General features: G+C 49.7%; 14 protein-coding genes. 5 read left to right on the top strand and 9 right to left on the bottom strand.

All coding sequences use genetic code 11. From position 1 onward, the window contains the following. Positions 1 to 5: 5 nt before the first annotated feature. Positions 6 to 2,138, bottom strand: coding sequence for a M13 family metallopeptidase (locus N7386_RS02550; RefSeq protein WP_279766953.1), 2,133 nt, complete (start codon positions 2,136 to 2,138; stop codon positions 6 to 8). Positions 2,139 to 2,592: 454 nt separating this feature from the next. On the opposite strand from N7386_RS02550, the gene N7386_RS02545 reads away from it, so the two are divergent. Beyond that, positions 2,593 to 3,171, top strand: coding sequence for a nucleoside triphosphate pyrophosphohydrolase family protein (locus tag N7386_RS02545; RefSeq protein ID WP_086902998.1), 579 nt, complete (start codon positions 2,593 to 2,595; stop codon positions 3,169 to 3,171). A gap of 57 nt (positions 3,172 to 3,228) precedes the next feature. On the opposite strand, the gene N7386_RS02540 is transcribed toward N7386_RS02545, so the two are convergent. Together N7386_RS02540 and N7386_RS02535 are read right to left on the bottom strand one after the other, a co-directional pair. Continuing rightward, positions 3,229 to 3,456, bottom strand: a complete 228-nt coding sequence (locus N7386_RS02540; protein ID WP_086903013.1) for a helix-turn-helix transcriptional regulator — start codon at positions 3,454 to 3,456, stop codon at positions 3,229 to 3,231. 2 nt (positions 3,457 to 3,458) lie between these two features. After that, positions 3,459 to 3,977, bottom strand: a complete 519-nt coding sequence (locus N7386_RS02535; protein ID WP_109286855.1) for a DUF2975 domain-containing protein — start codon at positions 3,975 to 3,977, stop codon at positions 3,459 to 3,461. 157 nt (positions 3,978 to 4,134) lie between these two features. Here N7386_RS02535 and N7386_RS02530 point away from each other — a divergent pair, with 157 nt between their 5' ends. Continuing rightward, positions 4,135 to 6,195, top strand: a complete 2,061-nt coding sequence (locus tag N7386_RS02530) for a S9 family peptidase (RefSeq protein ID WP_279766952.1) — start codon at positions 4,135 to 4,137, stop codon at positions 6,193 to 6,195. A gap of 45 nt (positions 6,196 to 6,240) precedes the next feature. Here N7386_RS02530 and N7386_RS02525 read toward each other — a convergent pair whose 3' ends face one another. Beyond that, positions 6,241 to 7,812: a response regulator gene (locus N7386_RS02525; RefSeq protein WP_279766951.1), complete on the bottom strand. Its 1,572-nt coding sequence runs from the start codon at positions 7,810 to 7,812 to the stop codon at positions 6,241 to 6,243. Next, positions 7,803 to 12,851 carry a transporter substrate-binding domain-containing protein gene (locus tag N7386_RS02520; protein WP_279766950.1) on the bottom strand — a complete coding sequence of 1,683 codons (5,049 nt, stop codon included), beginning with the start codon at positions 12,849 to 12,851 and terminating at the stop codon, positions 7,803 to 7,805. Before N7386_RS02520 ends, N7386_RS02525 begins: the two co-directional genes overlap by 10 nt. 555 nt (positions 12,852 to 13,406) lie before the next feature. On the opposite strand from N7386_RS02520, the gene N7386_RS02515 reads away from it, so the two are divergent. Continuing rightward, a complete protein-coding gene (locus N7386_RS02515) occupies positions 13,407 to 14,459 on the top strand; it encodes an HD domain-containing phosphohydrolase (RefSeq protein ID WP_279766949.1) in 1,053 nt (350 codons plus the stop codon). A gap of 66 nt (positions 14,460 to 14,525) precedes the next feature. Further along, positions 14,526 to 14,816 carry a helix-hairpin-helix domain-containing protein gene (locus N7386_RS02510; RefSeq protein WP_011715686.1) on the top strand — a complete coding sequence of 97 codons (291 nt, stop codon included), beginning with the start codon at positions 14,526 to 14,528 and terminating at the stop codon, positions 14,814 to 14,816. On the opposite strand, the gene N7386_RS02505 is transcribed toward N7386_RS02510, so the two are convergent. The 4 genes from N7386_RS02505 to N7386_RS02490 form a co-directional block, all read right to left on the bottom strand. Continuing rightward, positions 14,813 to 15,919, bottom strand: a complete 1,107-nt coding sequence (locus N7386_RS02505; RefSeq protein ID WP_279766948.1) for an AI-2E family transporter — start codon at positions 15,917 to 15,919, stop codon at positions 14,813 to 14,815. The two genes, N7386_RS02510 and N7386_RS02505, sit on opposite strands and share 4 nt — an antisense overlap. Positions 15,920 to 16,134: 215 nt before the next feature. Beyond that, a complete protein-coding gene (locus N7386_RS02500) occupies positions 16,135 to 17,055 on the bottom strand; it encodes a redoxin family protein (RefSeq protein WP_279766946.1) in 921 nt (306 codons plus the stop codon). A gap of 242 nt (positions 17,056 to 17,297) precedes the next feature. Then, complete coding sequence (locus N7386_RS02495) at positions 17,298 to 18,452, bottom strand: hypothetical protein (RefSeq protein ID WP_279766945.1); 1,155 nt, start codon at positions 18,450 to 18,452, stop codon at positions 17,298 to 17,300. A gap of 146 nt (positions 18,453 to 18,598) precedes the next feature. Continuing rightward, positions 18,599 to 19,660 (bottom strand): nitronate monooxygenase, encoded by a 1,062-nt coding sequence (locus tag N7386_RS02490; RefSeq protein ID WP_279766944.1) that lies wholly within the window; start codon positions 19,658 to 19,660, stop codon positions 18,599 to 18,601. A gap of 387 nt (positions 19,661 to 20,047) precedes the next feature. Between N7386_RS02490 and N7386_RS02485 the strand changes: the two genes are divergently transcribed. Beyond that, on the top strand, positions 20,048 to 20,464 hold the full coding sequence (locus N7386_RS02485; RefSeq protein WP_126512337.1) for a DUF2541 family protein: 417 nt from the start codon (positions 20,048 to 20,050) through the stop codon (positions 20,462 to 20,464). Positions 20,465 to 20,479: the final 15 nt, after the last annotated feature.

Raw genomic sequence — 20,479 nt, 5'->3', positions numbered from 1 at the left:
TACGCTTACCAGATCTTCACGCGATCCTCTGGGGCTAAGTACAGCTTATCGCCGGGCTTCACATCAAAGGCTGTGTACCAAGCGTCTAAGTTACGCACGGTCAGCGCGCGGTACATGCCAGGGGCATGGCCATCGGTCGCCACGCGGGCACGCAAGGCTTCGTCACGCATCTTAGTCGCCCACGTTTGCGCGAAGCCGATAAAGAAGCGTTGGTCGCCACTAAAGCCATCGATAACCGGTGCAGGTTTGCCGTTAAGCGAAGCATGGTAGGCATCGAGCGCGGCCGCTAAGCCCGCCACGTCGGCAATATTTTCACCTAGGGTCAGCTTGCCGTTGACATGCAGATCCGGGAATGGTGCATAGCTATCAAACTGTTTTGCCAATGCCTCACCCTGCTTAGCAAACTGAGCAAAGTCCGCTGGCGTCCACCAGTTACGCATAGCGCCAGTCGAGTCGAACGCCGCGCCATTGTTATCGAAGCTATGGCTGATCTCATGGCCAATCACAGCGCCAATCGCACCATAGTTATAGGCGGCATCGGCCTTAGCATCGAAGAATGGTGGCTGCAAAATCCCCGCTGGGAAGTTAAGCGCGTTTTGCACTGGCAGGTTAACCGCGTTAACCACTTGCGGCGTCATCCACCACTCGCCCTTATCCATAGGTTTGCCGATTTTGGCGAGTTGATGGGCGTATTCCACCTTTTCACCATTGATAGCATTGGCATAGGCATTGGTTGGCGATACCGCATAGGCATCGTAATTGCGCCATTTATCGGGATAACCCACGCCCACGGCGATGGTCGCAACCTTAGCTAAGGCTTCCTGCTTGGTTGAAGGGTCCATCCATTCGAGTTTTTCGACTCGCTTACCAAAGGCACTGACGATGTTATCCACCATAGTGCTAACTTCGGCCTTGGCCGAAGCAGGGAAATAATGCTCGGCATAGGCGCGGCCCACGGCATCACCCAGGTATTCATCCAAGGCACTCAAGGCGCGTTTATCACGGCTGCGCTGCTCAGGGGTGCCCGATAGCTTAGTGCCGTTAAAGGCAAAAGAAGCGTTATCGATAGCCGAAGGCAATACATCGGCGTGGCTGTTGATATGGTGGAACACCAACCAGTCTTTCCACGCATCTAGCGGCTCAGAGGCCACCAGCGCCGACAGTCCCGTAATAGCACTGGCGTGATAGGCGGCAAATCTGTCTTGCTTGCCAAGCTGCGCGGCATCTAAAAAGGCTGTCCAGTCGATGCCAGGGGCTTTAGCGTCAAAGTCAGCGCGGCTCCACACACCCGATGCCTTAGTGAAATCTTCACTGTCTTCACGGCTAGCGTGGGCGCTAGCAATCTTGTGTTCGAGGGCAAAAATGCGATCGGCACGGGCCGCGGCATCGCTGATGCCCGCATCGGTCAGCAGGGTCTCGATATAGGCACGGTAAGCGGTGCGGATCTCGCCCATTTTAGGGTCGTCCGACAGATAGTATTCGCGCTCGGGTAAACCTAAACCGCCTTGCAGAATATAAGGCAGCACTTCGCCCGGCGTAGCTAGACCTTGAGTCACGAAAATACCGAAGAGGTTTTCGGTGAAAAAGTCGGTGGCATTGAGAGGGTCCACATCGGCACGCAGGTTAGCACCGAGCGCCGCAGATAGTGCGTGTTTATCCGCAATGGCTTGATAGCGGGCTAAATCGGCTTCCATTGGCTTCATGCCCGCCGCATCGATTGCCGCAGTATTAGTGTACGCCTTGTAGAAATCGGCAATGCGTGCATCATCGCTGCCAGCGGCGTGTTCCGCCTTGACCAAGTCGGCGATCAGGCTGGTTTTATGCTTTTCCGTCTCTTGGAAAGCCACTAGAAATGCACCCGTGCTTGAGCGATCGGCGGGGATCTCTGTGGTTTTCATCCACTCGCCATTGGCGTAGGTATAAAAATCATCGCCGGGTTTAACCTTAGGCGACATGGCCGCGAGGTTAATGCCAATTGGCATGGCGGCTTGGCTGGCAGCAGGCGCTGCGCTGGTTTGTACTTTTGCTGCATTGTCGCTGGCGGCAGCGGCGGTTTCCTTGGTGTTATCACCACAGGCAGTTAACCCTGTCAGTACTGTCGTCGACAGTAATATGGCGGGGATCAGGCGGTCCGACATGAGAGACTCCTTCCGTTGTTATTCTTGTATTTTTGGTATTTTGGCTATTCGAATGCTTTCCAGCATGGCGAGGCAGTGTAACTGGCGATATGGTGAGATGTAAAAGAAACTCACGCTTTATGATAGAAAGTTAATGCAAAGTCTTTAATACAGTCTAATTACAGCACTGAGTAGGTAAACACCCCTAGCCCAAGCCAAGATCAGTATTCGCGATGCCAAATAGAATGAATTAGCTTGGCCAATAACACAAAGCCACGACAGATAGCTACTGAGCGCACTTACACCCAGCGCATATCGAAGCCCGCTGCTCCCCGATTTGGCAGCGGGTATTTTTACCCCAAGGCGGACTCGCTTTGTATTCTGCGCCACCTTTCTTTAGAATTGCCGCTGTTATCCATGAATCGATTTTGCAAATCCATTCGTAAAACCCATTGATAAAATCTAAGGCTTCCCGATGAAACTCACTTGTTTAACTCAACCTATTTATGACCACTTGTACCGTGATATCAGTGAGTTTCGCAGCACCTTCGACCTCGCCGTCAACGATGCTAGCTCCTTGGATGAAAAGGCCGATACGCTACATACTTCACTGATTATTGAAGAATTAACCGAACTTGCCGAAGCCGATAGCCGTATCGAACAGGCCGATGCCATTGTCGATTCTGTGTATGTATTAATGGGGCGTTTAGTGCATTTAGGCGCGGCCCAAATGAGTGACCGCCTAGAGATCAGCTACCTTATCGACTTGCTGCTGTGTGTGGCTAAAAACCGCGAAATCGACTTTATCGCCTGCTGGGATGAAGTGCATTCGAGCAACATGAGCAAAGTGTGCCGCAATGAGCAGGAACTGACAGAGACTATCGCCTTCTATGCCGAGCAAGGCGTTGAAATCGTTGGCAGCAAAAAGGGCGAGTTTATCATCGCCAAATGCGCCAAGGATGTGGAAATGGCCGGTAAAGTCGTGCGCCAAGGCAAGGTATTAAAATCGGTGTACTATCGCCCTGCGGATTTAACTCAGTTAGTAAAAGCGTAAAACCGCAAACCTAGGCTGCACAGCATGTAGAAACAGCATGCAGCCTAGGCCACTTCCTTAGTCCGACGCGTCTTGCTCGGCATCCTTGCGGTATTCCAAAATATCCCCCGGCTGACAGGCCAAGTATTCACAGATACTCGCCAAGGTATCGAAACGCACCCCTTTGACTTTGCCCCGTTTTAACAGCGACAAGTTAGCCTCGGTAATGCCCACCGCTTTGGCCAGCTCCTTAGAGCTCACCTTTCGCACCGCCATCATGACGTCTAAATTAACGATAATATTCAAAATCAAACAAACTCTTGGTTTTCCGCCTCATAATCACGGGCGGCTTTAAGCAAATACACGATCAGCAACATCAGTAAAATCGTCGATATATTGCCAAAATCGAGCACCAGTTCGATACGACCTTCTTCAAAAAATGACTGATGATAGATACCTATCCCTAAGGTTTGCAGCATCTCGAACACTAAGGCCGCCACTTTTAACCACACTAGCCATAGGTAACATTTCATACTCTCATCACTGAAAAACAGGCCGCGCTGATAGCAGGATAAGAGCCGTTGCAGCCAATAGACTCCTAATAAAAATGTGATAAATAAAGGAGTTAGCATTGCAAGCAACAACATTCTGTTGGCGCTTGCGAGGTGCCATAACTCAAGCAACTGGGTGTTACTGCTGTTGAAGCGAATATCGTCGTAGGCCCAATAGCAATAAAACAGGTAGCCGACAATGGCCACCGCCGAAAAGAGCACCAGCCAGCGGCAAAACTCACTGATTTTTATTAATTTTTTAAAATTTTGATTCATCAACTCACCCAAACATCACCCTAGATAATTCTTAGCGAACGAGCACCAGTATAATCCTTCGACAAAAAATATTACAAAGAAATATAAATTTATTGTTTTACGATAATTAATTTTCGTATTAGCATGTTTTCAATTTCAATACACTCAGGTGACGACAATGCAAAAATTTCCATTCACGAGTCAGTTATGCAGTGCTGCCATTGCCGCCGCACTGTTACTGACGGGTTGCAGCGCCGCTGATACCCAAAATGCACAACCTCAAGTTGCCGCGACACAGCAAACCGAAGCGCCGTTAATTCCTATCGAAAACTTCTTTAACGAGCAGAGCATTCGCCATCTGAAAATGTCAGACGATGGCAAGTGGCTCGCCTTTGTGAAGGAGTACCAAGGGGCTAGCAATATCTTCCTGATGGCAGATAAGGCCGATCTTGCCAGCGCCACGCCACTGACCACCTCCGCCGAACCGATTCGCGACTTCGAATGGTCCGCAAAGGGCAATGATTTGTTCTTTATGAAGGACAAAGGCGGTAATGAGAACACCCAGATTTACAAGCTGAGCTTTGAAGAACACGCGGGCAAGATCACCGCCAAAGAGCAACGCTTAACCCATAAGGACGATGTGCAATACAGCGTGCTCGAGCAGGTAAAAGACAATCCTGATTTACTGGTTGTTCAAGCCAACCACGATGATTCGAGCCGTATGGATATTTATCTGCTCAACATCCACGATGGCAAGTTAACCCCTATCCTGAAGAACGAACTGAGCTTTACTCAAGTGAAGTTTAACAAGCAGGGTAAACCTGTGATTGCCAGCAGCAGTAATCTCGATAACACCAATGCCTTGTATGTGTTGATCGACGGCAACTGGCGCAAGATCATCCAAAGCGCTAAGGGTGAGAGCATCGATATTCTTAAAGTAAACGATGACAAAAAACTCGCCTATATCAGCGCCAATATCGGTGATCGCGATAAGCAGGAATTGCTGAAAGTCGATCTGATGACGGGTAAATATGAGACGCTGCACAAGGATCCCGACAACGAGGCCGACGTCTATTCGGTGCAATTTAACGATGCGGGCGAGCCCTTAGCCGTGGCTTACTACGGTGGTCGCTTACGGGTTTATCCCTTAGATGCCGAGTTTGCCCGCCATTGGGGTGTGATTAATCGTCATTTTAATCAAGATGTTGAAATCACGATTGGCGAGATGAACGAGAAAACCCATCTGTGGCAAATCCATGTCGCCAGCGACAGAGCCGCGGGCGCGGACTATCAATACAATGCCGCCACAGGGGATATCCATCTGTTAGTCGACATTCCGGCCAGCATTCCAGCGGATCAACTCTCGCCGCGCCAATCAATCGTGTATACCGCGCGGGACGGGGTGAAAATCCAAGCCTATTTAACACTGCCTAAGGGTAAACAGACGCAGCTGCCGACCATTATCCTGCCCCACGGCGGCCCTTGGGCACGGGATTTTTGGACGCTCGACTCGGGTTATTTCCACGCGATTGCCCAGTTTTATGCCAACCGTGGCTATGCGGTGTTGCAACCTAACTTCCGTGCATCGACAGGGTTCGGTAAGAAATTCTTAAACTTGGGTAACAATAATTGGGGGATTGGCAGCATGCAGCACGATCTCACCGACGGTGCCAACTACTTAGTGGCGCAGGGTATTGCCGATAAACAACGTTTAGGGATCTTCGGTGCCTCCTACGGTGGCTATGCGGCGCTGTCTGGCGCGACCTTTACGCCTGACTTGTACCAAGCGGTGATCGCCTATGTAGGGCCATCGAGCCTAGTGACGCTGATGAATTCCTTCCCCGACTACTGGCGCCCCTATTTAGGCCAATGGTTTGAGTCGGTAGGTGACCCACAGATTGCCGAGCAAAAGCAAGATATGGAAAAACGCTCGCCAATTAACTATGTCGATAACATCAAGGCACCATTGATGCTGATCCAAGGGGCGAATGACCCACGCGTCACCCAAATAGAATCGGACAATATCGCTAAGAAGATGTACCAAAAGTCTTTGCCTGTTAAGTACATACTTGCAAAAGATGAAGGGCATGGATTCAGTAAGCGAGCCAATAAACTGGCCTCGATTGTCGCCACCGAGCAGTTTTTTGCTGAGCACTTAGGTGGGCGTGTCGACACCAATGTGAATCCTGAAATCCTAAAACACTTGGACGGTTTAAACGTCGATATCAATAAACTCTAACGCGCTAAGGGCAAGCTAAGGCTTGCCCTTTTTATTGTGCCTTTATCACTCGGCGACCACGGCATCGACGGCGGCGGGTAGACGTAGCTCCACTCGAGTCAATAACTTAGTATCATCCACCACGAGATTAGCCTCGCCCTTTTGCGCCCGAGCAAACAAACGGGCCGCATAGGTGCCTATGCCTAGCCCCTCAGCCTTGCCTTGAGTGACATATTTTTCCCAAAACTGTTCACGGATATCGACGGGCACGGCGCCTGTGTTTTCAATAGCGATCAGTACATCACCTTCCTGGCGCGATAGCGAAATCGCCACCTTAGTCTTAGGGCGCGCCGCCTCGAAGGCATTTTTTAGCAGATTGAACAGCATAGGATGGCAGAGCTTAGGGTCGCCCATCACATCGAAGCTGCTGCAAGGGTCTTCGTCGGGTAACAAATACGCCACTAACTGTTTGCTGTGAAAGGTTAGCTGCGCCGCCTGCAGCAACTGCTTAAGCATCTCATGCACCGAAAACCATTCGGCATCCAAGGCATATTGCCCCGCCTCGATACGCAGAATATCCGAGGTCAAATTCACGGTGTTGATCGACTGTAGGGCCAATTCATCGACCAAATTAATCTTGGGCAGCCACTCCTTAGGACAGCTTTTATCCTGCGCGAGCTTTTGCGCCAGCGCGCTGATGGTCGCCAGCGGATTTTTAAGATCGTGGCTCATGATGCCATCGGCATTGTCTTTGAGTTGTGCCAGACGCTGCATCTCGTCGCACTCTTGCTGTAATGCCCGCTGACGCTGCATTTGTGCTAGCACATTCGCCAGTTTGAGCTTTAAGATCTCTGGCTGTACTGGCTTAGTAAGGTAATCTATCGCGCCGCCTCTAAGCCCCTGTAGATGATGCTCAACCTCGCCGAGGGCGCTGACAAAGATCACTGGGATCTGCGCCGATTTAGGCTCAGATCTCAAGGCTTGCAGCACTTGATGCCCATCCATCTCGGGCATCATCACATCTAACAACACCGCATCGGGCGGCGTCGCCGATTGGCAAATCTTTAGCGCCGCCTTACCGTCCTTGGCAAACAGCACCTTATATTCGTCATTTAAGAGCCCCGCCATAAAGGCCAGATTATCCGGCATATCATCGACTACCAGCACCACATTCAAGGCGGGCGCGGTTTCAGTTGTCGCCGTTGTTTCTACTTTGGCCGCCATCGCTGAAGATAGCGCAACTTGAGGGCGTTTATGCCGACGCGTGAGCGCCTGTAACACTCTGCCCTGCAAGGTTTTAGAGTTAAAAGGCTTAGCGATAATGTCTGCGACATGGTATTTCATTGCCACGTCCACTAAACCTCGATGGGCATTGGCCGTCACGAGGATAATGGGTAAGTCCCGCCATTTTTCCTGCTGGCGCAGACTCTCGAGTAACTCTTGGCCATCGCCATCGGGCATGCTCCAATCCAGCAGCAACAACTCGACCTGATGACGCTGTAAGACATCCAAGGCTTGGCGACCACAATCGGCCTGTAACACTTGACCAAAACCGAGTTGCCGCAGCTGCTCGGCCATAATCTTACGCAGGGCATCCATATCCTCGACGATCAAACACTGCATCTGACCTAACTGCATACTTCCTCCTGCGCTAATTTAAGTGTGTGCAGTCGCGTTAATGCCTGTTCAAAATCAAACAGTTCAACATCCATTTTTAACTGTTTAAGCACACTCGCCTGGGACTGAAACTGCGGCGCATGGATAAGCTTATTCACCCATTCCAAGGCATTGGTGTTGTATTCCAGCAGGCTGTTTTCTAATTGCTCCATCAGCCCACTTAAGGCGTCATCATCCAGACAGATTTCATCCTTAGTGCTGAGCTGTTGATGCCAAAGATCCAAGCCATTGACCAAACACTGTAATTCGGTTTGTAGCGCCAACAGTTGATCGTGTAACTCCACGGTAAAACTCTGCTGCGCCGAGTGGCATTGCTGCTCGAGTTCACCGGCTTGGCGGCTGATCTCCACCGCCCCAACATTGGCGGCAACGCCCTTTAAGGTGTGCAAGCTTAAGCGCAGCTCATCGGCATTTTCGTCCTGCCAAGCGCGCTGTTGCTGCCCGAGCAGTGTCTTGCTGGTGTTGATAAATAGCCCCAACAAATGGCTGTAGAGCGACTCATTGTGATCGCAAAGCGCAAGACCATTGTGAGTCTGTAAGCCATCGAGCTGCGGCAGGCCATGGCCTGTGCTCGCTCGCTTTAATACCAAGGGTACAGGTTTACGCTGCTTTGGCGTTATCCAGCGCGCCATCACAGTGTAGAGATCCTTCACATGCACAGGTTTAGTGATTTGGTCATTCATCCCCACCGCCAGCGCTTTTTCAATGTCGCCGGACATCGCATTGGCCGTCATGGCCAAAATCGGCAGATTGGCAAATTCAGGCAATTCGCGGATCCTGCGAGTCGCCTCGTAACCATCGAGCACTGGCATCTGGCAATCCATAAGCACACAGTCGAAGTACTGCTGCTCAATGCGCTCAATGGCCTCAAGCCCATGATTCGCCACAGTGACATTCACGCCCGCTTGGCGTAATAGCTCTACCGCCAGCTCCTGATTGAGCTGATTATCCTCAACCAGTAACACCTCAGCCCCCGCTAACTGAGTCTTCAGGGCGTGCAGAGAGTGGTCCTGCTGCACCTGTCTGCCATGCTCATTGTTGTGTCCCAGCAGGGATAACAGGGCATTACCTATGGCGATAGGCGTCAATGGTTTCGTTTGTGACAGCACCCTTGGGTTATTTTCAATCAGCGGCCTTAGGGTGTCTTGGTCACTGAGGTTACCAATCAGCAGCATCCGCGAATCGGGATTGGCCATTAGCGCAGCCAGTAACGCTGGGCTAAATGCACTGTAATCACAGAGCACAAGCTGGCGTGAGTCTGAGTGGTTAAGCGATTCAATCACGCTATCAGGGTCGGCCACTGAGACCTGCATTTGGGCCGATATCCCATGTTCTGTGAGTAACGTTTCTAATCTAGGGTGCAGCCCGACTAACTTAGCGGTTTCGCCCGCTAAGGCATCGAATAGCGACTTAGGCTCATAGGTATCTGCACAGTTGAGTGTGATCCTGAGGTAGAAGCGGCTACCCACACCAAACTCACTCTCGCACCACACCTCGCCGCCCATCAAATGGGCGAGACGCTTACAAATGGCCAAGCCAAGCCCGGTGCCGCCATACTCCCGAGAGGTCGAGGCATCGACTTGTTCGAATGAGCCAAATAGCATCCCTTGTTTTTGCTCGGGAATACCAATGCCAAAATCTTCCACGCAGAAGGTCAGTTCGACCTCATCCCCCTGTTGCGTACTCTGACAACTTAACACCACACTGCTGTCATCATGGGAAAACTTGACCGCGTTATTGCAGTAGTTGATCAGGATCTGCCCCAAGCGCAGGCCATCACCATGGTAATAACGGGGCAGCTCGGGCGGCAGATCGAAGATAAACGCCATGTTTTTCTCTTCGACCTTGTAACTCACCACATTGGCCAAGTTAGACAGCACATCGTCGAGATCGAATACAGTGCATTCGATATCCATCTTCTCGGCCTCAATCTTGGAAAAATCCAAAATATCGTTGAGTATGCCCAGCAGCGAACCTGCGGCTTGATGCACCTTGCCCACATAATCCCGCTGCTTACTGTTCAGCTCTGTCTGTAGCACGAGATACGACATCCCCAGAATCGCATTCATCGGCGTGCGGATCTCGTGGGACATATTCGCTAAAAAGTCCGACTTGGCGTGGTTCGCAGCCTCAGCCGCCTCTTTGGCAATGGCCAGTTCGTCCTGAATCGACTTAGTGTCGGTAATGTCTAAGGCCCAACAAAGGTTAGCATTTTGGCCATCCTGCACTGTGTGATAGGAGGTCAGCAGCACATCGCGGCGCTGGCCATGGGCATCAAACAGTTGCGTCTCAAATACGGTACTGTCTTGGCTTAAATCCAATTCGCGGATATGGCAACGGTAGTCATCGGGCTGCACAAAAATCCGATAAACCGATTGCCCCACCTCTAGCCCCGTCATCTCGGTAATTTGCTCATTCACATAACGGCAAACCCCTTCGATACAGATCCAGACACCGATCGGGCTTCTACCTAACACGTGTTTGAGCAGATCCCGCTCACGTTCGAGCAAAGCATTCATCAGCTTTCGTTCCGACAGATCGTGATAAGTGCCCAATACAAACAGGGAGCCATTGAGCTCAATGCGCTTAAGCGTGACCTCAACATTGACGATTTCCGCCATTGAGGTCACAAAATCGGCTTCGAATCGCAACTGCCCCTGGTCCAGTACAGTCTGTAGACGTTGCTCGAACAGGGTCTCGCTGTCGGTTTCGCCCAAGTGCGGTGGATAATAAACTAGAGTGCGACGACCAATAAGCTGATGTTTATGCTGATATTTAAGTAGTGATAACAGGGCTGAGTTACATTCAATAATCACCCCTTGCCTATCGGTAATCACACAGGCGTCGACCGCCGAGTCGAATAAGGCTTGGAATTTATTCATACTCAGGCTGAGCTGCTCTTCGGTGTGGATCCGCTGTGCGATATCTTTATTTAACCTTCTGTTTCGCAAGCTAAACATCAGCAGAACAAGCACGACTGCCACGGCAATTCGCACAGCCCAGTCAAATACTTGCTGCTTCTTGAGCCCCAGTTCATATTGCACGTTTACCCAGCGGTGCTGAATTTCACGTACTTTATCCTGGGGGATTTGAGCCAGAGCCTTATTTAAAATGCTCTGTAGCTCGGGCCAATCCTTACGCACCCCCATAGAGATACCAAAGCGGTAGTCACTGGCAGACACAATTTGCAGTCGATTAAACTGTGGCGATTGCAATAAGTAAGCAGTGCTTGGGAAATTCACAAAGGCAGCATCGACTTGGTGTTGCTTCACCGCCGTTAACGCTTGCTCAAGATTTTCAAAGGGGATAAGGACGATTTCAGGATAATCTTCAAGCAGTTGCGTTTGTGTCACATCGCCCGAAACCACACTGACTGACTTGCCCTTTAGCTGCTCTAAACTGCTAGGATGCTCTCCATCGACATGGGTGACTATCACTGCCGGATATTGATTGATGGCATCGGTAAATAACATCCATTGTTCACGGCCAGCATTGGCCGAGGCCAGCGATAACATATCCACATCGTGCCGCTTAAATTCATCGATGACTTGCTGCCAAGAACCTTCGTTATAGGTTTGGAAGATCAGCGGTACGACGCGGCTGATCTCGGCGAGATAATCCGCCATCATGCCACGGTGGATGCCGTTTTCATCAATAAAATCAATAGGGGCGGAATGAGGATCTATCCCAACCTTGACGATAGGATTGTTGTTGATAAAGGCCCTTTCCTCCACGCTTAGCAGAGTCATAAAGCGGTGAACATCCATATTCGGGATTAAGCTGCCTAAGCGAAAATCCACCAAAAACAGATTCGTATTCAGCGCAAGAGACACCCGAGAAAAGTCAGGTTGCAGTGAGTCAAAATCGAGTAACTCATAGTAATCGTTATAGTTATTGGGGCTGATGATCAAAGGCAAAACCTGAAACTCGAAGCCCTTAGCGCGAGTATCCACTCCATTTAAATAATCAAATAGCAGCACAAGGCCAAAGGCGCCTTGAAACTCCACCCCGCCGACACCCGCGGCGACAGTGCCCTTTTGGATCCCTTGTGCCAATTGATGATTCCAACTTAGCGAACCAATATGGGGCATAGGGCGCGAAGTATCAGCTTCGGCCTCATGGGTCACCGCCATGGCCATAGTAGTGTTCATTGCAATCACGGTATTAATATTAGGATCTTGCTGTATCGCCTTAAGGTAAGCGTCACGCGCCGCCGAAGCGCTCCAATCGGTATTAACGACCTTGAATTTGGCATTGGCAAATTGCTTGCTCACGGAATTTTTGAGTTCAGCGGTACGCTTTTGCACATCGAGATTGTCTTTACTTCCCGCGAGTAGCAACAGGTTCATCTGCTCGGAGCTGGCTTCCTCCTCAAACATTTTTTCGAGCAGATTTTGCCCCAGATTACTGCTATTCATCGTCACCTTACCGACCCAGTTAGGATTTTGGGTTCTTAAGGCCAATGAGCTTTGGGAAAACTCGGAGTTAATGGTCACTACAGGGATATTGTTGCGTTTGGCCTCCACTAAGAGGTCCTGCCCCATACCCAAGATAGGGACAAAAATAATCCCAGCAACGGCGCTATCTATCGCCTCATGCCCCAGAGTGAGTAAGGTTTCCGGTGTGCCATCGCCGTAGACGATGTCGAGCTGGATATTAAGATCCATGGCGGCAATCTTGGCAAACTTAGCGACTTGATTCCAAAAGGGTCTATCCGCCTCCAAAATCATACTCACCCTATGGCTATGGGCGAGTTTTTGCGCCGGCGTCAATTGGGATAAAGCCTGACGATGCTCTTGCTGTGACATCTCATTGGCAGCAACCGTATTTGGCCATAAGCACAGTAAAGACGCCGACAGGCTCAAGAGACAGGCAAAATACCCCAGCGAGGAGATAACGCGCACGCTAGGTTTTACGCTTTGACGCTGGCCGCCAATGGCCGTAAAGATGTGTCGAATGGCCTTATCTAAACGACCCGAAAGAATGCCAAAAACGGCCATAACTTTTCCTCTTAGGTTAAGTTTCTTACCGTCCCGCTGGTATGAATGGTGTACTTAAGAATGAGAACAGACGAAATGCGAACGCTAAAACACTGTGGATTCAATTGAACCCGAGGTAACGGATGGAACAGGCTTGGCCATTTGATCCATGAGGCCAATGGCACCTTAGCTCATAAAACAGGCAGTAATTGTAGAAAAAACCACTCACACTAAAAAGCATTAATCCCTAAAAGTGTGAACAAAACAGATCAAAAGATACAACGTGATACATTTTTTTGGGTTATTATCTGGTCAGAACAAGATTTAACCAGCTGTTAAATCCGTTATCTTATTTTCCGTCAAGCTCATAGCTACCGCCATCATATAACCTGAACGATGAAAACATAGCCATCATAATTTTATGATGATTTTCATATTGTTATAAAACACTTTCATGGAATTAAGCAGCACTACCCGCCTAGTTTGGCACTGGCATTAACGGGGACGAATTGGGGTTTTCTCAGTCTCGCCACCGGATTAATACGGGAAACAAACCGACTCAGTAGAGGCGAAACCATGACTTCACTTGTCACTAAACCCATATTATTAGTGGTGGATGATACACCCGATAATATCCAGATTATTCACGGGATCTTGTCAGATCAATACACGATCCGCGCCGCAACCTCAGGTGAAAAGGCGCTTAAACTGGCCAGCACCCATCCCCTCCCAGAGCTTATCTTACTCGATGTGATGATGCCTGAGATGGACGGCTTCGAAACCTGCCGCAGACTCAAACGCGATCCTGTGACCAGCAAGATCCCCGTGGTGTTTGTGACCGCCAAGACAGATACCATAGACGAGCAAACCGGGTTTGAACTCGGCGCCGTGGACTATATTTCCAAACCCATCAGCCCAGCGGTACTCAAGGTTCGGACTCAAACCCATTTAGCCTTGAGCAATCAGGCAAGGCAGCTCGAAGCACTGGTTCAGCAACGAACCCAAGAGCTTGAATCGACGCGCCATAAGATTATTCAAAAGCTTGGGCTGGCGGCAGAATATCGGGATAACGAAACGGGATTACATATCTCCCGCATGAGCCATTATGGGCGCATTCTGGCCGAGCAAGTCTGCGACTCCCAAGCTTGGTGTGAGATGTATTTTACGGCGCTGCCGATGCACGACATTGGCAAAATTGGTATCCCAGATTCGATCCTATCGAAACCGGGTAAGTTAACCGATGATGAGCGCCAGCAAATGCAGCAACATACCAGTTTTGGCGCGCAGATCCTTGATGACGAAAACGATCCCTTGTTATCCCTTGCGCAGGAAATCGCGCTCTACCACCATGAACGTTGGGACGGAACAGGTTATCCCCACAGACTGGCGGGTGAGCAAATTCCTTTAAGTGCCCGCATTGCCGCCATCGCCGATGTCTTCGATGCACTCACCTCAGACCGTCCCTATAAAGTGGCCTGGAGTACACAAAAGGCATTTGATTATATTGAAGAAAATGCTGGCACTCAGTTTGATCCTAAACTCACTCGCGCCTTTATCGAGTGCAAAGCGCAGGTACTAGAAGTACAGCAACGCTTTGCAGAGCCCAAAACAACCACTGTTGTCGCTTGAATGCCTGACTAAAGTGGGAGCAAGAGGTAAACTCATAGTCATAGGGGCTAGAGATGGGGCTAATAGATGAATCCAGCAAAGGTAGTGCGCAACGAGGTAAAGCGATTAACAGATTTACCCAATATTGGTAAGGCCTGCGCAGCAGATTTACGATTACTCGGCATCGAGAGCCCAGAACAACTGTTAGGGCAAGATCCCTACGAAATGTACTCACGTATCAATAGATTAACTGGGCAAATCCAGGATCCCTGCATGCTGGATGTGTTTATATCTGTCACCCGCTTTATGGCGGGTGACGACCCTAAACCTTGGTGGTATTACACCGAAGAGCGTAAACAAGCGCTCACTCAGCTCTAGCTTGAATGACCTTGCTCCCTTGGGGATTCAAGGGATTCGGTCACCAGCGTATGATCAGGCTCATCCCTTAACCACTCGCGCCAGATAGCAATCAGCAACGCCATCAATACCGGGCCGACAAACAGGCCAACGAACCCCATGGTTTTCACCCCGCCAATCAGCCCGAAGAAGGTCGGCAGGAAGGGCAATTTGATTGGCCCGCCCACCAGATTAGGCCTTAGGGTTTTGTCGACAATAAACAGCTCGATACTGCCCCATAGGAATAAGCCCACTCCCGCCGTCATATCGCCGGTGCCGACTAAATACAGTGAGATCAGGGTGAACATGGTTGGCGCGCCGCCGGGCACTAAGGCCATAAACGCGGTCAACACCCCAAAGGCCACGGCCGAAGGCACGCCGGCAATCCAGTAAGCAATCCCCAACACTATGCCCTCGCCGATGGCGATAAGCGTCATGCCGATAACGGTTGAGCTCACAGTCGCAGGCACCACACGGGAGAACCGATGCCAGCGTGCAGGAAGAATGCGCTCGCCGACAATATCCAGCTGTTTGGCGACAGACTCGCCATCTTTATATAAGAAAAATAAGGTGATCAGCATAAACAGCAAGGTCAGCAACAGACCTAAGGTATTCCAACCCAATTGCAGTACCCAGCGGGAAATACCACTCAGATTCTGACCGCTAATGGCACTGACTATCTTGCCCAGTTCATGGGGTTCACCGATAAACTGCTGCCATTGCAGGGTAAGCCACTCGCCAATCCAAGGTAAATCCTTAATCCACAGCGGCACGGGAGCGCCATGCTGGTTGGCATACACCAGCCACTCCACCCAGGCTTTAATTTCTTGTAATGCATAGGAAAATACAAAAATCAGCGGCGTGATAAGCCCAACAATAATCAAGACTAACGCGATTGTGGCAGACAGCGCCGAGCGACCACCGCATTTAGCCATTAATTTTTGGTACAACGGCCAACTGGAGAAGCAGACGATCAGGGCGGCCAAGGCGGGAACTAAAAAATCGATAAAAAAGAAAACACCAGCACACAGCAATAAAATCAATAGGGTACGACCCACCGCAGCATTACTGATAATCTGTGCCATCCACATACTCCCACAATAGAATCCAACAACAAGGTGGAAAACTCGGCAGAATGCCAAGCAACAACCAGCCTTTGGGCGTTCCCCATTCTGTGAGCCAGTTTATTGCGCAGTGCTTTCCATGGGCAACGACATTTAACTAAAGCGTGAGTAGTGTATCAGTGGTGCTGACATCCCCAAAGGCCTTCGAATGTCTCGAAGGCCAAATGGCTGAATCCCTATGGCGCGGCCTTGAGCCTAGCGACAATTTTATCTGGCTGGCTAAAATCGGTAATACGCTCAATGACTTTACCGTCTTTCACCCAAAGCAATGTCGGGATATTGCGGATACTAAAGTGATTAAACAACACGCCTAATTCATCGATACTGAAATCAACGCGTGAAGGATAGAGCTGTTTAAAATCGGCGAGGGCTTTATCGTCCGTCCACAGATGATTCACCACCCCATGCCAGGCTTTGTTCGGCAGCTGTTGCGCTAGCTTGTCTAAATCTTTCTGAGCGGCAACACAGGCCTTAGACATTTCAGGACGGCTCTCAGCCAAATACCAATCACACCAAGTGGCGGTAAAAAACAGTAAATGCTCACCTTGCTCCCAAGGTTTCAGCAACTTAGCCGTTTGTTCAGGGCTTGGCGCATCAGTGGTTTGTGCGGTGAGTTCTTGGCCATTGGCCAACATATCGATAAATTTATCGAGGTTCGCATCCGACTCATGGCTAGTGTAAACCACCTCGCCTGCGCGATTGATTAACACGCTATAAGGCGTCCCGACCAAGCCTAAAGCCACACCCAATTCGCCCTCGTTATCCAGCCAGACAGGCATAGTCAGACCGAAACGAGAGATGACTTCGGCAATCTTAGACTGTTCTTCGTTGATATTGATATTCAGGGCGAGGATATTGACCTTGTCCTGATACTTTTTCTGCAATTCCTCAAAATGCGGCATCTGCTCCATGCAGGGCTGACACCAGGTAGCCCAAAACTTAAGGTAAATCGGTTTATCGCCAGCGATGTTTTTTAAGGAGGTTTGCTGTTGATCTGGATAGGTTTTTAACACTATATCTTGATAGCTTTTATCGGCAGCAAAAGTAGAAAAACTGATAAGGGCGAGGCAGGTAACTATGATTCGACGTAACAACATTAGCGTTATCCTTTCAGGTAGAGATCGCTCGCAACCACAAGGGTTGGTCGTGATATTCAGCCAGTGACATAAGCAATTACTGAGAACAAATACCAAGTGAAACTGAGCGGCATGGAAAGACTGAGCCGCCCGGCCGCCAGTATAAATGAATAGGCCTATATTTTAGCCATGTAAAATATAAGCCTATTTGAGCAGAATCGACTCACTGATTGCACCGAGATAGCGAACTTATATTCTTCTTGCTACGACGCCTTATCTAACACAACACTTAGGGTTAAGGTATCGGCTAACGCTTGAGGATCCTCGACGACTAAGTTCACTACAGTCAATGACTCAGGTAATTGCCCCATAGCGCCGTAATAAACTTGAGGCTGCTTAAATATCAGCTGCGCATTCGCCTCACCACGGCCTAAGGTCAATATTTCAGGCGCGTCACTAGGCGTAACATCATCCTGTGAAGCCTGCGACACAGGACTGCTAAAGTGTCCTAATTTCAGTTCACTAATCTGCGTGAAATCAACGGCCATAAAGCCCCACATACCGTTATTAATGATGAGCTTATCTGCCCTTTGGTAGAGCGAGTAATAACGACTGATCCGATAATTCGCCGCCATTAATAGGATGGAATACAAAAGCAAACCTGAAATAAATAGAGCCGCTATATGGCTTATCCCATCGAGTAAACTGTAGCTCACCGCAGAAGCAGCCATTAACCCCACGATGACAACCAAGACATGCCAAGGCTTAGCGCTGAACAAGTTGAGTGAGCCAATGGCCTCTGGGTGGCAACGGGAAAAGTAGGGAATGGCGTAATACCAACTGGCGGGCTCAGTGGCGAGGATTAAACCCAATGTTAGCCTCTTCTCATCGGGTATGGGCGGCAAATCAGACTCTGACGGCTTGTTGGGATTAATTGACTCTCTTTTTACCGTTTCAGCACTAGGCTCTGGCTGCGCCATTGCAGCAAACTGCTCAACGATAGTTAATCTTGGATCCCCCGATGCCTTTCTCGCCTGCCATAACCCCTTAATAATGCTCACCATCAAGTACAGCTCGATAAGGAGTAATACCGCAATAATGGGGTAACGTAGCCAAGCGATAAACTCGAAATACTCAGCCACTTCATGCGGATAGCTAAGCCTCGCCATCAGGCTACTCAAACTTAACACAACCAACATCTTCCAGGGCTTTTGCGCACCTATTTTGATAATCCAATACCAATAAAGCACTGGCAACAACACAAAATAGAGTGCCGTCACTACGGCTAAGGATAAGGCTTCACGCGTGTTTGTAAGCTGCTCAGGCAGCAAATGAAAGCCTAGGACATATACCGCAATCGTCAGTAACAGAAAGGCAATGCGGTATTTAACTTGGCGTCTAAGTCGGATTTTTAGCATTTAACATCCCTATCAACGAGCATATTCAACTTAGGGATGTGACTCGATAACCCTCATCCCCATGATAATGAACACCAAACTCCTCAATTGGCTTAGTGGTGATATGGGGTGCGACGGCCATGGAGACAAGGTTGAGTGAGAAATAATCAGCCAGATAATGCTCCCATCAAGCCTAAAGCCAATTGCCGCGTCAGCTCGGCTGCAGGAATACTTTGGCAGCCACTGGCATTTTGTCCGCACCACAGCGGGCTAAAATCTCCAAATCCTTGTCGCTCCGCCGCCGCTCTTAAGCCTGCAACCGCCGAGGATGCCAAGGGGAAATCGGGCACAGCCTCATTTATCGGCCCCATCTCGGCCATAAAACGATTCACTATGCCGCGGGCGGGTCGACCAGAAAATAAATTAGTCAGTGCCGTATGCTGCGCGGCGTCGCTTTGCAGCGCCTCACGATGAATGCTGCTGGTATTGCACTCGGGGCAGAGTAAATAGGCTGTTCCCACTTGCACCGCCGAAGCACCCATTGCCATGGCAGCGCGCACTGTGGTGGCATCGACAATGCCGCCGGCGGCAATCACCGGAATATCCACCGCCGCAATCACCTGCGGTAATAGGCTAAAAGTCCCCAACTGCTCGGTTAAATCCTCGGATAAAAAGTGCCCTCTGTGCCCACCCGCCTCTAGACCTTGGGCAATAATCGCATCGGCGCCGCGAGCCTCGAGCCAAAGTGCCTCCTCGACTGTGGTCGCCGTGGAGATAACTTTTGAACCCCAGGATTTGATTTCCAGCAGCAACTCTTCATCGGGCAACCCAAAATGAAAACTCACCACCTCGGGCTTAAATTTGGCTAACACCTCGGCCTGCGCCTTGCTGTAGGGGGTGCGCTGGGCGCCAGCGGGCTGCGCATTCGGGTCGAGATTAAATTCAGTGAAATAAGGCGAGAGCTGTTCGAGCCAAGCCGCTTGCTTGGCCGCCTGCGGTAAAGGCTCACTATGGCAAAAGAAATTCACATTGATAGGTTTAGTGGTATTGCTGCGGATTTCGGTTAACTCAGCCTCAAGCGCCTCGAGGGATAGCATGGCGCAGGGCAAGGAGCCCAATCCACCTGCCTGCGATACTTCAATCGCCAGTGCACTACCCTGCACGCCCGCCATCGGGGCTTGAATAATCGGAAACTGGATCCCAAACAATTGTGTTAGTCGGCACGGCATACTTCACCTCCATTGAATAAATCCTGTAGCGACTCGCGCCTGTTTTGCTTACCGCGAATACGGCGATAAGCGAGCGGCCGAGTACGAGTTGTCACAATCTACCAGAAAAATGCATACGACATACAGCATTTGGCCGACAGTGAAAAATTGGCACTTTAAATCGGCCCTTTAAATTGGATGATAAAATGTCATCATTTAATGGATATTTCAGTCTAATTAAAAACAAAAATAATATAACTAAAATAACAATGACATTTGTATCAAAGTAAAAAACACTTATCGAAACTTCCTAAAAAATCACGTGATATCCGCCGCATTCACCAATTAAAAAACTATTTAGGGATATTTAAATCCCTTATGATTCGCCCCCATTTTTTGGAGGCCATAATGTTATTAAAATCCAGTCTATTTTCGACGACCATCATCCATCGACTCATTCTTTGTTTACTACTCGCGCTCACCACAACCGTTGCCCACGCAAAAGATGATGATAAGGATGATGAAATCACCCTAGGTCGAACCCTGTTACTCGGCATAGGTGATCATCCTGCCACCATCCCGCTTATCATTTGCAGACAAGCAAAGTACATTAAAATCAAGGCAGAAAGAGATGTCAGCGTTGATCGCGTCGTAGTGACCTATGGGGATGATAAAACCCGTACCGTTCGCTTTGATACCGATATCGAAAAGGATAAACACTCGGAGTGGAAATCACTCGGTGCGCGCCGCTGTGTGAAAAAAATTGAGGTATATGGAAATTCAGACCGCAGTAAAGCCGGAATTAAAGTCATCGGCAAAAAGTAGTGATGAATTAATAGT

It is taken from the genome of Shewanella sp. GD04112, from assembly GCF_029835735.1.
Taxonomy (GTDB): domain Bacteria; phylum Pseudomonadota; class Gammaproteobacteria; order Enterobacterales; family Shewanellaceae; genus Shewanella.
This window is presented reverse-complemented; position numbering and strand designations above follow the sequence as displayed.

Coding starts and splice junctions, on each gene's coding strand:
- N7386_RS02550 (WP_279766953.1), bottom strand. CDS start 2,138: ATGTCGGACCGCCTGATCCCCGCCATATTACTGTCGACGACAGTACTG.
- N7386_RS02545 (WP_086902998.1), top strand. CDS start 2,593: ATGAAACTCACTTGTTTAACTCAACCTATTTATGACCACTTGTACCGT.
- N7386_RS02535 (WP_109286855.1), bottom strand. CDS start 3,977: ATGAATCAAAATTTTAAAAAATTAATAAAAATCAGTGAGTTTTGCCGC.
- N7386_RS02530 (WP_279766952.1), top strand. CDS start 4,135: ATGCAAAAATTTCCATTCACGAGTCAGTTATGCAGTGCTGCCATTGCC.
- N7386_RS02525 (WP_279766951.1), bottom strand. CDS start 7,812: ATGCAGTTAGGTCAGATGCAGTGTTTGATCGTCGAGGATATGGATGCC.
- N7386_RS02520 (WP_279766950.1), bottom strand. CDS start 12,851: ATGGCCGTTTTTGGCATTCTTTCGGGTCGTTTAGATAAGGCCATTCGA.
- N7386_RS02515 (WP_279766949.1), top strand. CDS start 13,407: ATGACTTCACTTGTCACTAAACCCATATTATTAGTGGTGGATGATACA.
- N7386_RS02510 (WP_011715686.1), top strand. CDS start 14,526: ATGAATCCAGCAAAGGTAGTGCGCAACGAGGTAAAGCGATTAACAGAT.
- N7386_RS02505 (WP_279766948.1), bottom strand. CDS start 15,919: ATGGCACAGATTATCAGTAATGCTGCGGTGGGTCGTACCCTATTGATT.
- N7386_RS02500 (WP_279766946.1), bottom strand. CDS start 17,055: ATGTTGTTACGTCGAATCATAGTTACCTGCCTCGCCCTTATCAGTTTT.
- N7386_RS02495 (WP_279766945.1), bottom strand. CDS start 18,452: ATGCTAAAAATCCGACTTAGACGCCAAGTTAAATACCGCATTGCCTTT.
- N7386_RS02490 (WP_279766944.1), bottom strand. CDS start 19,660: ATGCCGTGCCGACTAACACAATTGTTTGGGATCCAGTTTCCGATTATT.
- N7386_RS02485 (WP_126512337.1), top strand. CDS start 20,048: ATGTTATTAAAATCCAGTCTATTTTCGACGACCATCATCCATCGACTC.